Genomic DNA, 12,845 nt, shown 5'->3' with positions numbered 1-12,845 from the left:
GCTGCAGCGCAGCGAAAGCGATGCGGACCTGCATGTTCAGCCCGTGCCGTCGGCGTGCGTGAGGCCGACCCAGGCGTCGAGAAACATATCGAGCCACAGGCAGACGGCGGGATCGTAGCGCGACCAGCCCTCCAGATGCGCCTCCGCCGGCTGCGCGCCGGGATGGGCGAGGCGCTCGGCGCCACGCACGGTCCACCGGCACATCATGTCCTGGGTGACTTCCGGATGGAACTGGAGCGCATAGGCGTTGCGGCCATAGCGGAAAGCCTGGTTGGGAAAGACGTCCCCCTCCGCGAGCAGCTCCGCGCCCCGCGGCAGGTCGAAGCCCTCGGCGTGCCAGTGATAGACATGGCTCGGCCAGGGCAGCAGGCGTTCGCCCAGGGGCGTCGGGCGGAGCGGGTAATAGCCCCTCTCGCAGAGGCCGTCGACGTGGCGGTCGACCCGCGCGCCCAGTTGGGCCGCCATGAGCTGCGCGCCGAGGCAGATGCCCAGCAGAGGCGCGTCCTCTTTCATCACCCGGCCGACGAAGTCGATCTCCTGCCGGATGTAAGGGTGCGTGTCGTTCGCGCTCTGGGGGCCGCCGAACACCACGACGCCCCTGTAGGATGAGAGGTCGTCGGGCAGGGGATCGCCGATGGCGGGCCGGCGCGGGTCGAGACGGAAGCCGCGCTCTTCCAGGCGATGGCCGATGCGGCCCGGAACGGAATGGGCCTGGTGCATGATGACAAGGATGCGGCCTGCCTCCGGCGTCTCGCCTTCGGTAGAGAACTCGGCCGGCGGTTCCTCAGCTGTCTCGCGATCCACTGTCCCCTTCCGCCTCCTCACGCACCTCGCGGCGAATGCGCACCCGGTCGCGCGAGCCCACGTTCAGGAGCTCGGCCGCGCGCCACACCAGATTGTCCTCGAATTCCGTCAGTCCGCCGTCGGCATAGGCGACCTCGAACATCATCTCCACCACGCGCCGGCGTCCTTCGTCGTCCACGGCGCGGTTGAGGATGCTGGTGAAGGCGTAGAGGTCCACGGCCTCGGCGTCGCGGGTGATGGCAAGTTCCACCAGCGCATCCGTGTCGGTCGCGCTCAGCTCGAAGCGGTCGGCGAGGATCTGCTTGACCACCGCGCGTTCCGACTCCGTGACGGCGCCATCGATGGACATGACGTGCACCAGCAGCACGGCGGCAGCCAGGCGATAGTCATTCTCCTCGAACGCGCTTGCGTCGCGGTGTCCGCCGGTGATTTCGGCGATGAAGTCAGAGAGCACGCGGAACATTGGACCCCCTATCGCGTGGTCCATGCTGTGGTGCCACATAAACGAAGCGCGCCACAAGGCGCAGTCGGGATCAGCCCCGCCACGCCGTTAACTTCTTCGGCATGTGTGACTTTCGTGCTGCGGTTCACTGCCCCGGGGGCCGTGGCGCGGGCATGCGGCTGTTCCAGTCGTTCTGGATCCGCGTGGTCGAATCGCCCTCGCCCGGACGCGGCGTGCGCATGGGCGGGGAGGCGAGGTTCTGGCGCGGTGCGGGCGGCGACATGTTCTGGCCCGGCACGCCCTGGGAGGGCTGGAACTGGGGAACCGGGACATATCGCGTGGTCTGCGCCTCGGCGGCGCCAGCCGCAAACAGCACGGCCAGCGCCGCCGCGACGCCGGCTTTCACCATGATCATCGTCTCACCTCCATCGCGGGCGGAGCCTGGGCCCCGCGCCAAGTCCATACACCATCACATAAGAGCCGGAACATGGAGCGCCACGGGCGGTTCCTACACGAAGGCGTGCGGCCTGACGCAGCAGGCGCATGGTGCGCCGCAATAACGGTTAAATAATACAAGCGTTCATTTTGCCAGCTTTGCTGTATTTATCAACAACAATAAGCTGTGATTCAGGAAGAGGGGGAACGAAATCTGAATGATCAGCGTTGTCGTCACTGTATTCATGTGCAGAAGGCGCGCGACGCGGCGCGCTGAAAAGCCAAAGGAGTCAACAATGCGAAACAAGATACTGACCATTGCCGCCCTGTCGACTCTGGCCGCGGCGCCGGCCTTTGCGCAGTCCACGGCCCCGAGCCCCTCGACGGACATGACCCCGCCGGCCGCCTCGAGCCCGAGTTCCGACACCAAGCCCGCCGGGGCGATGGGATCTTCCAGCGCGGCTGCGACCGGCGCCTTCATTGACGCCCAGCAGCGGGAGCAGTGGCTTGCCACCGACCTGATCGGCGCCAAGGTACGCGGCGCTGCGGACGAGAATCTCGGCGCCGTGAACGACGTCCTGCTCGATCGCAACGGCAACATCATCGGCGCCGTGATCGGCGTCGGCGGGTTCCTGGGCATCGGCGAGAAGGATGTGGCCGTGCCCTTCGACAATCTCGAACTGGTGCGCAGCTCGGACGGCGACAAGCTGATCCTGCGCAAGTCCAAGGACGAGCTGAAGAACGCGCCCGAGTTCAAGGAATACACCCCGCCGGCCCCCACCGCCGCCCCGGCACCGGGTGGCTCGGCCACCAGCCCCATGACGTCTCCTCCCGCCGCGCGGTGAGGCGGTCATCTGACCTGACGGCCTGACCTAACAGGGCCATCCGAAGCGGGCGGAGATGAAAATCTCCGCCCGCTCTGCGTGCGCGCTGCTCCGCCCGAAGGGTTGTCTCATCCCCCTCATGCGGGCATGTTGGCGTGGCCTGCTTTAATCTCAGGTCCGCCGGACAGACTGCCCAGAGGTGTTTGCGCGTGGCGATTCTGGTTCAGTTGCTGGCCCGGCAGAGGTCGCTCGCGTGGCGTCTTGCCATGGCCGCGATCATCATCGGCGCGGTGTTCGCGCTCCGATTTGTCCTGGCGCTGTCGCTGCGCGAAATTGCGCCCTTCGCGTTCCAGCTTCCGGCCATCCTGCTCGTGTCGCTGCTGGGCGGTATCACGGTCGGTGTGTTCGGCTTGTGCCTCGCCTTGGTGGCGAACGCCATGCTCATCCCCCCGGAGGCGTGGCAGGACGGGGTGGAGCTTTCCGCGCCCTTCATCACGCTCGGCTCCTTCTTCGTCAACGGACTGGTGCTCTGCCTGATTGCTGCGGCGCTGCGCCGGGCGGTGCAGGAGCTTCAGGCGACGCGCGATTCCCTCACCGTTACCGCGCAGAACCAGCAAGCAACCCTTGCGACGCTGGAGGCGCTGCTCGCCCATGCGCCGGTGGGCTTCGCCTTCTTTGACCGCGCCTACGCCTTCGTGCGGGTGAACGACCAGGTTGCCAAGAACAATGGCGCGCCCGTTTCGGCCCATATCGGGCACACGGTCGCGGATTTCGCCCCCGAGTATGCCGAGGTGGTCAATCGCCACATCGATCGCATCTTCGAGAGCGGCGAAGTGATCATGGGCATCGAGCTGGAAGGGGCGGCGCCCGCCAATCCCGGCGTCTGGCGCTATTGGCTGACCGGCTTCTTCCCGGTGCGCGACGTGGATGGCCGGGTGATCCTCGCTGGCATGGCCGCCATCGAGATCACCGAGCGCAAGCTGGCGGAACGGGCGCTGGCGGAGAGCGTCACGCGCTTCCGCAACCTCGCGGAAGCGTTGCCGCAGATGGTGTGGACCGCCGACGCGGCGGGCCAGGGCGATTATTACAACAACCGCTGGAGCGAATATACCGGCAGGCCGTTCGACGAGGCGGCGCTGGAGTGGAACGCCTACCTCCATCCCGACGACCGCGCCGATGCGCTCAAGGGCTGGCGCGAGGCCATGGGCCAGGCCCAGCCCTTCACGCGCGAATGTCGGTTCAGGGCGGCGGACGGCACCTTCAAATGGTTCCTGTGCCGGGCCATGCCCGTGCTCGGCGCAAGCGGCGCGGTGGAGCGCTGGTTCGGCAGCTGCACGGACATCTCCGACATCGTCAGCGCCCGCGAGGCTCTCGCCCAATCCCGCGAGGCGCTGGAGTTGCTGATTGCGCAGCGCACTGCCGAGCTGGTGGACACCAATGCCCGCCTGAAAGCGGAGGTGAAGGAGCGCATCAAGGCCGAGGAGCAGCTAAGGCAGGCGCAGAAGATGGAGGCCGTGGGCCAGCTCACCGGCGGGGTGGCGCACGACTTCAACAACCTTCTCACCGTCATCATCGGCAATCTAGAGGCGGCGGAGCGGCGCATTCCCGCCACCGATACCGAGATCCGGACCTTCCTCGATTATTCCCGCCAAGGCGCGCTCCGGGCCGCGATCCTGACCTCCCGGCTCCTCGCCTTTTCCCGCCGCCAGCCGCTCGATCCCAAGCCCACCGATGTCAACCGCCTCGTCACCGGCATGTCGGAGCTGCTGCGCCGGACCCTGGGCGAGCGGGTGTTGGTGGAGACGGTGCTGGCCGGCGGCCTGTGGCCGGCGGAGATCGACCCCAATCAGCTCGAGAACGCCATCCTCAACCTGGCGGTAAACGCACGGGACGCGGTGCCCCAGGGCGGCAAGCTCACCATCGAGACCGCCAACGCGCATCTCGATGAGGCTTATGCCGCCACTCATGAAGAGGTGATGGTGGGGCAGTATGTGGTGATCTGTGTCAGCGACACTGGAACCGGCATGACCCAGGAGGTGCTGGAGCGGGCGTTCGAGCCCTTCTTCACCACCAAGGGGCCGAGCGAAGGCACCGGGCTCGGCCTCAGCCAAGTCTATGGCTTCGTGAAGCAATCCGGCGGGCACGTGAAGATATACAGTGAGGTCGGCCAAGGCACGACGGTCAAGATCTATCTGCCGCGCCTGAAATCGCAGCGGGCGCTCGAAGCGCCGGCGGCGGACCCCGCTCCTCCGCCGCGCGTCGCCGTCAACACCATCATCCTGGTGGTGGAGGATGACGACGCGGTGCGGCGCTTCAGCGTGTCGGCGCTCGCGGAGCTGGGATACCGGGTGGTGGAGGCGGCGACCGGGGAAGAGGCGCTAAGCCTGCTGGAGACCGGCGTGAGGCCGCATCTGCTGTTCACCGACGTCAATCTTGGCGGTGGCATCAACGGACGCGAGCTTGCGGAGCGCGCCGCCACGCTCATGACGAATTTGCGGGTCCTTTTCACGACGGCCTATGCCAGGAACGCCATTGTCCATCACGGGCGGCTGGATCAAGGTGTCAAGCTGCTCACGAAGCCGTTCAACCTCAGTGAGCTTGCGGGAAAGGTCAGGGAAGTGCTGGAACAACCCGAACCGCGCGGCCTCCTCCTTCTGGTGGAGGACGAGCCCTTCGTTGCCATGGTGGCGCGCCAGATTCTGGAAGACGAAGGCTTCGAGGTGAACGTCGCCGGAAACGCCGCGGCGGGCCTGTCCTATGCCGAGGCCAAAGGGCCCGCGCTGATGGCCGCAGTGGTCGATCTTGGCCTGCCGGACATGCGCGGGGATGAACTTGTGGGGCGGTTGCGTGCCTTGCGTGAGGATCTGCCGATCCTGGTCGCATCGGGCTACGGCACCGCAGAACTCCAGACCCTGTTCGCGCAGGACACCCGCATCGCCCTGGTGGGCAAGCCGTATGACAGCGCCACCTTGCGGCAGGCGCTGGGTACGCTCGGCTTCGATTTAGGGGAAATGTGAGCGGCGGCCGCGTCGAAAGCCGGGGAGGGGGGAAGGGGGGCACTTCCGTCGCGTCCGCCACTCCCCCAAACAACACCGCGCCACGCGGCAGGTTCCCCACCGTCCGAATTTTTCTTCGAGGCCGATTTTCTTTATGAGCTAGAGGCCAAGTTGGCGCGACACAAGCATCAGGAAGCCTTGCGTGCATAAGGTAAAGCTAGAGGACGACATTGTTCAGATTGCTTTGCAAAGGCGTGGTCGCCTCCGCTTGTTCGAGGCCATCGATCCGAAGCGGACAGCCCATCTGGTGATCGACATGCAAGCCGGCTTTATGACGCCGGGAGCACCAGCAGAGATAGCGCCCGCCGCCGCAATCATTCCCAACATTAACCGGATCAGTGCTGCCTGCCGAAAGGCGGGCGCGCTGAACGTATTCGTCCAGAACTCCATCAGCGAGGAAAGCAAGAAGAGCTGGTCCAACTGGTTCGGTGCCTTCTGGACCCCGGAGAAGCGCGAAGGCATGTACGCCACTTTTATGGTCGGGCAACCTGGCCACGCGCTGCACTCGGACCTTGAAGTCGAGCCGGGAGACATGCGCATCAACAAGTTCAGGTTCGGCACGTTTGTCGATGGCTCGTCCGACCTCCACGAGCGGCTGCGCGCCCGCGGCATCGACACCATCATCGTTACCGGCTGTGCCACAAACATCTGCTGTGAATCGACCGCGCGCGACGCAATGATGCTTAATTACAAGGTCCTATTCGTCTCCGACGGGACCGCAACCCACACCGATTTCGAGCACAATAATACACTCAACAACATGATGCTCACGTTCGCCGACGTGGTTTCGACCAGCGACGTGACAGCATTGTTGGAGACGTAGAAAGGGGCGCTTTACGACCGCGGGGGCATGAATGATCCACCGCCGTCGAGCGCTATCTAACTTGCTGAATAGAGGCAAATTTTCCGCCTACGTGGAATCGCTTCGCGTTTCCACGTAGGCGGATTTGACCCTAGCGGCGCCGGCCGGTCAGGAAGGACTGGAGGAAGCCCGCCGCCGCGGCGGCCGCAATGGTCGCCAACGGGTGGTTTCCGATGATCCGGTAGATGGAGGCGGATGCCGCGCCGAAGGCCATGCTCCCCAGCGGCGCCGCTTCGCTCGGGCGGCGATGGGTGGCGATGGCGGCGATGATGCCGGCGATGAGGAAGCCCGCCAAGCCCGTGAGAAGTCCCGCTGCCCAGGGCGCGAGCCCCAGGAGCAGCGCCTCATAGAGGCCCACGCCGAGGAACGCCGTGCCCACGCACAGGAAGGCGGCGGCGATGAACAGGAAGACGGCGCGCAGGACCACGGGCGACCCCTTTTTAGCGGCGCAGCAGGATCTGGCCGAGCAGCACGCCGATGCCGGCGGCAATGGCACATGCGGTCAGCGGCTGGGCCTGGATGCTTTCACGCAAGGTCTCATACTGCGCCTCGGCCCATTCGGTCACCTCGCCAATGGCTGCCTCCGCCTCGCCCTGGGCGCCATCCACACCATGGCGTGCGGTTCGGCTGAGGGTGTCGATCAGCTGGGCAAGGTCCGCCTTCACGGCGGCGAGGTCGGCTTTCAGCTCCGCGATGTGGGGATCGCTTGCAAAGTCCGAGCCGGGGTTCAGGTTCGGCGTGTCCGCCATGTGCTCTCTCCGATATTCGCGAAGCATGCGTGGCCGGGGCTGGCCACGCATGGGGAAAAACGCGTCGCTGGAAAGGGTGGTTCCTGACGCGGACGTGGCCGTGCCGGCGCCTCAGGCAATCCGGGCTGTGGGTTCCGTTTGGCCGCGGACCTCGTGGAAGAACAGGGCCTGCGCGATCGTGGCCTTAACGTTCTCGCTCAGGAACGGCTTGGTGATGAGGTAAGTGGGCTCCGGGCGCTCGCCGGTGAGCAGGCGGTCCGGGAAGGCGGTGATGAAGATCACCGGCACGTCGAAGCTCTGGAGGATGTCGGTCACCGCATCGATGCCGGATGAGCCGTCGGCGAGCTGGATATCGGCGAGCACGAGACCGAAATTGCCCTGGTGCGCCAGCTCCAGCGCCTTGGAGTGGGTTGGTGCCACGCCCACCACCTCATGACCAAGCTCGGTGACGAGGGTCTTCAGGTCCAGCGCGATCACCCACTCGTCCTCGATGATGAGGACACGGGTGGCGAGCTGCGCATCGATCTCCGCCTGCGCCGCCACCACCTGGCTCTCCACCTCGTCGAGGGAGATCGAGAGGATGGAACTGGCTTCCGCAAAGGAGAAGCCTTCCATGGCGGTCAGAAGAAGGGCCACGCGAGAGGAGGAATCGAGAAGCTGAAGGCGCTGGTCCGCGCGGCTCGCCCCGCCCCCGCTTGCGTTCGGGCGGCGCGACCATGCGGCGTGGAACGCCTTGTAGAGCGCAACGCGCGGCGACAATTCGGTGGCGACGGCGATGGAACCGTCGAGGATGGATTGGAGGGTCTCCTGCACCAGCCCATCGCCGGCTTTCTGGCTGCCGAGCAGGGCGCGCGCATAGCGCCTCAGGAGGGGAAGCTGTTTCATGAGCTGTTGCTGTGGCATGCGCCTCTCACCTCGGACAAAGTCGGCTGTAACTCGGCTGCACGCGAAAAGTTCCCGCGGCGGGAACTTGTCTCGATTTGCGGCATTATAGCGTGCGTCGGCCGGCAATACACTGTGAGATGCGCCTTTCCGGCCGCCGCGCCAATTCCCTGGGAGCGGCGCTCCCTTTCATCCTGCCTGAAGGCATTTTATTGGGTGGAGTGTGGCCAGGCTTCAGGTGGCCGCGATGGCCCTGACCTCGGTGCGCGTGAAATGTGGAGTAGTGCATGCGGTGGGTGAGAGGCGAGGCGGCACGGGCGCGCCATCGCGAGCGCGCCGCCATCTTCGCGTCGGCGGTCGGCCATCCGAGGCACCTTCTCGACAGCGTGCGGCGCGGCCTCATCCTCGTCATCCTCATCGCCATCACCCCCATCGCCTCCGCCTCCATGCTCCAGGGCGTGCTCCAGCTGCGGCGCGCCACGGAAGAGGCGCAGCACCGGCTGCTCCAGGGCGCCATTGCGGGCGCCGGCAGCCAGCAGAACGTCTTCGCCTCGGCCGAGAACGTGCTTCAGGCGCTGAAGAACGTGCAGGATGTGCGCAGCGGCGGCTCGGACTGCTCCGCCACGCTCTATGGGGCGACGCTGAGCCTGCCGTTCGCCTCCAACATCGCCTATATCGATCCGGACGGCGTGGTGAAATGCTCCGCCCTGGCCCAGCCCGGCATGGATGTGGCCCAGCGCCCCTGGTGGATCGCCGCGCGCAAGGCCAAGGCGTTCACCCTCAGCGACCGCATGCTCAGCACCGTCACGCGGGCCGAGATCATCGCCGGCACGCTGCCTTTGTTCGGCAGCTCCGGTGAGTTCGAGGGTGCGCTCTCCATCGCCATCGATGCCGGCTGGCTGGACAATCTCCTGAAGCGCGAGACCCCGCTGAGCCAGGGGGTGGCGGTGGTGCTCGACCCCACCGGGGAGCAGCTGGTCTCGAACGCGCCCGCCATCAGCAAGCGGCTGTTCGCGCAGAAGGACATGGCCAAATCCATGGGCCAGCTCGGCGAGACGCGCGATGAGGCGGGCCGCTCCTGGAGTTTCGCGGTGGCGCCCCTCGACCGCCACGATCTCCTTGTGGCGTTCGCCCAGCCGAGCGACCAGCTGTTCCAGTGGACGACGCTGCACGTGGCGGTGAGCTTCATCCTGCCGGTCTTCATGGTGATCTTCACCATCGTCGCCATCTGGCTCGCGACCGACCGCATGGTGCTGCAATGGCTGTTGTACCTGCGGCGCGTCACGGCCGTGTATGCGCAGGGCCATTACGGCTTCCGCCCCTCGCGCATGGACCAGGCGCCGAGCGAGTTCCGGGTGCTGGGCAACGCCATCGAGGACATGGCGCTGGCGATCCGCGAGCGCGACGGCAAGCTCCGCGAGGGCCTGGCGGAGAAGACCGCCTTGGTGCGCGAGATCCACCACCGCATCAAGAACAGCCTCCAGGTGGTGGTGAGCCTCCTCAGCCTCTACGGCTCCGGCGTGCGTGGGGACGATGACCGCCGGCGCTTCGAGCAATTGCGGATGCGCGTGAACACCCTCGCCGTGGTCCACCGCATCCTCTACGAGGCCAATGAGGGCTCGGAGGTGCGCTCGCGCGAACTGCTGCGGGAGATGGGCGCGCTCCTGGAAGTGGCGGTGGAGCGCAACGTGCTCATCACGGTGGACGCGGAGGATGTGGCTTTGCCCACCGATCTCGCCGTCCCGCTCGCTTTACTGCTGACCGAGATCGTGATGATCCTCGCCGACACCGAGGCCCGCCAGCCGGTGCGCACGGCGCTGCGCGGTGTGGAGGAGGGCGGCTTGCTCATCCTGCGCATCGACGTGTCCGAACCCATTGGCGATGCGCTCGAAGAGCCACGCGCGCCCCTGGCCCACGGCTTCGCCCGCCAGCTCGGCGCCACCATATCCACCACCGCGACCTCCACCGGATCGCACGTGGACGTGCGATTCCCGTCTCGCATAAAGAGGCGCTGAGCCTCGCCCCTTCTGTGTTGCCGTCTCTTTTGATCGGAACCTGTGCGGTCGGCTGCCGTTTTGCTCCCGACAGCGATTGCAGCTCGTTCCAACTTCCAAAGGAGCACGGGGATGGCACAAGGAAAGGCCAAAGGCACCTCGAACCGCGGTTTTGCTGCGATGGACGCTGAGAAGCAGCGTGCAATCGCCCGCAAAGGCGGGGAAAGCGTTCCGCCAGAGAAGCGCAGCTTTTCGCAGGACCGGGCTCTGGCCTCGGCGGCGGGCCGAAAGGGTGGCCAGAGCGTTGCCGACGAAGACCGCAGTTTCTCCCGCGACCGTTCTCTTGCCTCCCAGGCCGGCCAGAAGGGCGGCCAGGCTTCGCATTCCGGCCGGTCTTGAACAGCTAGCGAGCGGTGAGCCTTATGTTTCCATCATTTCCCGAGCTGGGCGGGGAACCCATCCCTGTGCGCGGCGTTACGGTCCATATGGAAGGGTCTACACGCAGCCCTGATACGCGTCCGCGGTGTAAGTCGGCCTGTGCAGGCATGCCGTGAAAAAGTCGGAACCAGTTTCACGGGTTGCCGGAGGGGAGGCTCGGGTGTTTCATCCAGGGGAAATGGACAACAAAAGTCCCATAAACGGGCCCAAGACGACGTCCGCAAAAGATGCGGCGGACCTTCGTGCTCAGGTTCTGGAACTTTTGCCTGCGTTGCGCGCCTTCGGGCGCTCCCTTACGCGCAACCGCACCGAGGCGGACGACCTCGTGCAGGAAACGCTGCTCAAGGCACTCTCGAACATCGACAAGTTCGATCCGGGCACCAATCTGCGGGCCTGGCTGTTCACCATCCTGCGCAACACCTACTACACCGAGATCCGCAAGCGCCGGCGCGAGAGCGACGGCATCTCCACCCTCTCCCAGCAGGATTCCAACATGGGTCCCGGCCAGGAATGGGCGGTGACGCTGCGCAGCCTCAAGGAAGCCCTCGAACTGCTGCCGGCCGACCAGCGCGAAGCGCTCGTGCTGGTGGGGGCGGCCGGGCTGTCCTATGAGGAGGCGGCCGACGTGTGCGGCTGCGCGCTCGGCACGATCAAGAGCCGTGTGAACCGCGCCCGCGCCAAGCTGCTGGTGCTGATGGGGGCCGAGGAAACGGCCGATGTGGTGGAAGGCGACCCTCTCGCCTTGTCCGCCGCCCGCAGCTGATCCCGCCTCGGGTCCTCGTTCAGCGAGGGCCCGATCTCGGACACTCTCCTTAGAAATTCGCCTCGAAGCCACAGCAACACCACGGCCATAGCCGCGCTACGCGGCTATGGCCGTGGTGTTGCTGTGCTGAAGATTCCGGCCACGCATAAAGAAAGTCCGCGCCGGTTGGCGCGGACTTTCGACACCCGATGATTAGGTTTCTATTCGCTTCGGCCTTGAAGCGTCTGCTCGGCGGCATCGCCTTCGGGCCCTTGCCCGTTTGCGTCACGCCGCGTCGTCGCATCGCCCGAGGACTTTTCAAACGCACCTTGAAGCTGCAAGGCGAGCTTCATCAGCTCGTCCGGCACGTCTTCGCTGGTGTAGTCATCGAACAGCTGCCGCAGTTCCTTGCCCAGAAGATCCTGGCGCGCGGAAATGTCCCGTCGATGAGGGGCTCGCATTGCGCCTCCCTCTTTCTGGTCTTGCGTCATGGGGCGGTCCGGCCGCTGCTGTCGCATGGATGATCTTCGAGTTCCGGCATGAGGCTAGAAGGGGTCGACCCAGGTCTTCCCCTCAACCCCATGCTCTTGAGGGTTGAACGGTATCGTTGTGATGACGTTCCAACAAGCCCGACCGTCAATCGCGGTAAAGACGTGAAACGGGAGTGTCGATGTTCTCGTCCTTGTCCCATTTCTCGCCCTTCTTCGCGCCAGACGCGCTGTCATGCGGGTCGGGCCCATCCATGGCAGCTTCCACCTCACGCAGATGTCTGCGTTCGGCGTCGGCCTCATGCTGGCGCCCGCGCTTGTAGTCGCGATGCGCCACGCCGGGCTCGAATTCCGGCTGGTCATAACCGTGCGGCGAGGACATCTGCTGCCAGTCCTGGGCCTTCGTCCCGCCGGTTCGGCTATCGGTGTCTCGATGCGTGGGCATTTTCCCTCCGCGTCCTCCGAAGCTTAGTCGTCGGAAAACGTCTTGCATGAACGTTTGTTCCAGCGCCTTGAAGGGGAATCAAAAAATACTCCTTCCGAGGACAATCGGACACAAATCCCGCCTCCGGAGGGGGGCGTTCGCCCATCCGACGCGCGTCTGCATGCCTATGTGGGACGTCGGCGCATTGGGGCCGCACCCGCGATCAGCGTTTTGGTCCGGTCTTTGATCCCGCGGCGGGGGCTTAAGCCTTATTCGCCGCGGAACCGGAAGCTCCATCGCCAAGTTCTAGAGCAGGCGCCTTCTTCGGCTCCCGCCCGCTGCAAAACAGTCAAGGCAGAGACAGAAGAAGGAAACACCAATGATGCGCCGCAGAAACTGCGGGCTGGCAAGCAGAGGAGATACAGATGCTGGGTTGGGCCGTCACTTTCCTTGTGGTCGCGCTGATCGCGGCTGTTCTGGGCTTCGGCGGCATCGCCGGCACCGCTATTGAGATCGCGAAGATCATTTTCTTCGTGGCGATCATTCTGTTCCTGATCTCTGCGGTGATCGGCCTGATGCGGGGACGTGGTCCCACCGTGCCATGATGAACGGTGGAGGGCCCGGGTTCGTCAGGAGTCCGGAGCCCTCCCCGGTGCGCCGCTGGACATCGGCAAATGGCGTTGGCCTGCGGACAGGCCGACGCCT

At 65.4% G+C, this 12,845-nt stretch carries 15 protein-coding genes; 7 read left to right on the top strand and 8 right to left on the bottom strand.

From position 1 onward, the window contains the following. Positions 1–36 precede the first annotated feature (36 nt). The 3 genes from ABLE91_RS07220 to ABLE91_RS07210 form a co-directional block, all read right to left on the bottom strand. Positions 37–804 carry a glutamine amidotransferase gene (locus ABLE91_RS07220; RefSeq protein WP_348929915.1) on the bottom strand — a complete coding sequence of 256 codons (768 nt, stop codon included), beginning with the start codon at positions 802–804 and terminating at the stop codon, positions 37–39. Continuing rightward, entirely contained in the window at positions 785–1,267 is a 483-nt protein-coding gene (locus tag ABLE91_RS07215; RefSeq protein ID WP_348929913.1) for a tellurite resistance TerB family protein, read from the bottom strand. Before ABLE91_RS07215 ends, ABLE91_RS07220 begins: the two co-directional genes overlap by 20 nt. A 124-nt stretch (positions 1,268–1,391) precedes the next feature. Continuing rightward, entirely contained in the window at positions 1,392–1,661 is a 270-nt protein-coding gene (locus ABLE91_RS07210) for a hypothetical protein (protein ID WP_348929911.1), read from the bottom strand. A gap of 316 nt (positions 1,662–1,977) precedes the next feature. On the opposite strand from ABLE91_RS07210, the gene ABLE91_RS07205 reads away from it, so the two are divergent. The 3 genes from ABLE91_RS07205 (at position 1,978) to ABLE91_RS07195 (ending at position 6,384) form a co-directional block, all read left to right on the top strand. After that, positions 1,978–2,526 (top strand): PRC-barrel domain-containing protein, encoded by a 549-nt coding sequence (locus ABLE91_RS07205; protein ID WP_348929909.1) that lies wholly within the window; start codon positions 1,978–1,980, stop codon positions 2,524–2,526. A 188-nt stretch (positions 2,527–2,714) separates the two neighbouring features. Continuing rightward, complete coding sequence (locus ABLE91_RS07200) at positions 2,715–5,522, top strand: response regulator (RefSeq protein ID WP_348929908.1); 2,808 nt, start codon at positions 2,715–2,717, stop codon at positions 5,520–5,522. A gap of 181 nt (positions 5,523–5,703) precedes the next feature. Further along, the gene (locus tag ABLE91_RS07195) at positions 5,704–6,384 is read left to right on the top strand and encodes a cysteine hydrolase family protein (protein WP_348929906.1); all 681 of its coding nucleotides are present in this window, start codon (positions 5,704–5,706) and stop codon (positions 6,382–6,384) included. A gap of 130 nt (positions 6,385–6,514) precedes the next feature. On the opposite strand, the gene ABLE91_RS07190 is transcribed toward ABLE91_RS07195, so the two are convergent. The 3 genes from ABLE91_RS07190 to ABLE91_RS07180 all read right to left on the bottom strand — a co-directional run bounded on the left by ABLE91_RS07190 (position 6,515) and on the right by ABLE91_RS07180 (position 8,057). Then, a complete protein-coding gene (locus ABLE91_RS07190; protein WP_348929904.1) occupies positions 6,515–6,850 on the bottom strand; it encodes a hypothetical protein in 336 nt (111 codons plus the stop codon). Between the two features lie 13 nt (positions 6,851–6,863). Next, positions 6,864–7,172, bottom strand: coding sequence for a hypothetical protein (locus ABLE91_RS07185; protein ID WP_348929902.1), 309 nt, complete (start codon positions 7,170–7,172; stop codon positions 6,864–6,866). Positions 7,173–7,283: 111 nt separating this feature from the next. Beyond that, the gene (locus ABLE91_RS07180; RefSeq protein ID WP_348929900.1) at positions 7,284–8,057 is read right to left on the bottom strand and encodes a response regulator; all 774 of its coding nucleotides are present in this window, start codon (positions 8,055–8,057) and stop codon (positions 7,284–7,286) included. Between the two features lie 284 nt (positions 8,058–8,341). Here ABLE91_RS07180 and ABLE91_RS07175 point away from each other — a divergent pair, with 284 nt between their 5' ends. From ABLE91_RS07175 to ABLE91_RS07165, 3 genes are all read left to right on the top strand, one after another. After that, positions 8,342–10,069: a sensor histidine kinase gene (locus ABLE91_RS07175; RefSeq protein WP_348929898.1), complete on the top strand. Its 1,728-nt coding sequence runs from the start codon at positions 8,342–8,344 to the stop codon at positions 10,067–10,069. Positions 10,070–10,180: 111 nt separating this feature from the next. Further along, the gene (locus ABLE91_RS07170) at positions 10,181–10,447 is read left to right on the top strand and encodes a con-10 family general stress protein (protein ID WP_348929896.1); all 267 of its coding nucleotides are present in this window, start codon (positions 10,181–10,183) and stop codon (positions 10,445–10,447) included. A 217-nt stretch (positions 10,448–10,664) separates the two neighbouring features. Next, a complete protein-coding gene (locus ABLE91_RS07165) occupies positions 10,665–11,249 on the top strand; it encodes a sigma-70 family RNA polymerase sigma factor (protein WP_348929894.1) in 585 nt (194 codons plus the stop codon). Positions 11,250–11,449: 200 nt separating this feature from the next. Here ABLE91_RS07165 and ABLE91_RS07160 read toward each other — a convergent pair whose 3' ends face one another. Both ABLE91_RS07160 and ABLE91_RS07155 read right to left on the bottom strand, forming a co-directional pair. Continuing rightward, the gene (locus ABLE91_RS07160) at positions 11,450–11,719 is read right to left on the bottom strand and encodes a NepR family anti-sigma factor (protein ID WP_348929892.1); all 270 of its coding nucleotides are present in this window, start codon (positions 11,717–11,719) and stop codon (positions 11,450–11,452) included. Between the two features lie 145 nt (positions 11,720–11,864). Further along, positions 11,865–12,161 (bottom strand): hypothetical protein, encoded by a 297-nt coding sequence (locus ABLE91_RS07155; RefSeq protein WP_348929890.1) that lies wholly within the window; start codon positions 12,159–12,161, stop codon positions 11,865–11,867. 404 nt (positions 12,162–12,565) lie between these two features. Here ABLE91_RS07155 and ABLE91_RS07150 point away from each other — a divergent pair, with 404 nt between their 5' ends. Then, complete coding sequence (locus ABLE91_RS07150; RefSeq protein ID WP_348929889.1) at positions 12,566–12,745, top strand: DUF1328 domain-containing protein; 180 nt, start codon at positions 12,566–12,568, stop codon at positions 12,743–12,745. Positions 12,746–12,845 lie beyond the last annotated feature (100 nt).

The organism is Aquabacter albus, assembly GCF_040049275.1.
Lineage (GTDB): Bacteria > Pseudomonadota > Alphaproteobacteria > Rhizobiales > Xanthobacteraceae > Aquabacter.
Note: the sequence above shows the minus strand (reverse complement) of the source record. Positions and strands in the feature narration are given on the sequence as shown.

Coding starts and splice junctions, on each gene's coding strand:
- ABLE91_RS07185 (WP_348929902.1), bottom strand. CDS start 7,172: ATGGCGGACACGCCGAACCTGAACCCCGGCTCGGACTTTGCAAGCGAT.
- ABLE91_RS07150 (WP_348929889.1), top strand. CDS start 12,566: ATGCTGGGTTGGGCCGTCACTTTCCTTGTGGTCGCGCTGATCGCGGCT.
- ABLE91_RS07210 (WP_348929911.1), bottom strand. CDS start 1,661: ATGATCATGGTGAAAGCCGGCGTCGCGGCGGCGCTGGCCGTGCTGTTT.
- ABLE91_RS07215 (WP_348929913.1), bottom strand. CDS start 1,267: ATGTTCCGCGTGCTCTCTGACTTCATCGCCGAAATCACCGGCGGACAC.
- ABLE91_RS07165 (WP_348929894.1), top strand. CDS start 10,665: ATGGACAACAAAAGTCCCATAAACGGGCCCAAGACGACGTCCGCAAAA.
- ABLE91_RS07160 (WP_348929892.1), bottom strand. CDS start 11,719: ATGACGCAAGACCAGAAAGAGGGAGGCGCAATGCGAGCCCCTCATCGA.
- ABLE91_RS07180 (WP_348929900.1), bottom strand. CDS start 8,057: ATGAAACAGCTTCCCCTCCTGAGGCGCTATGCGCGCGCCCTGCTCGGC.
- ABLE91_RS07170 (WP_348929896.1), top strand. CDS start 10,181: ATGGCACAAGGAAAGGCCAAAGGCACCTCGAACCGCGGTTTTGCTGCG.
- ABLE91_RS07155 (WP_348929890.1), bottom strand. CDS start 12,161: ATGCCCACGCATCGAGACACCGATAGCCGAACCGGCGGGACGAAGGCC.
- ABLE91_RS07175 (WP_348929898.1), top strand. CDS start 8,342: ATGCGGTGGGTGAGAGGCGAGGCGGCACGGGCGCGCCATCGCGAGCGC.
- ABLE91_RS07205 (WP_348929909.1), top strand. CDS start 1,978: ATGCGAAACAAGATACTGACCATTGCCGCCCTGTCGACTCTGGCCGCG.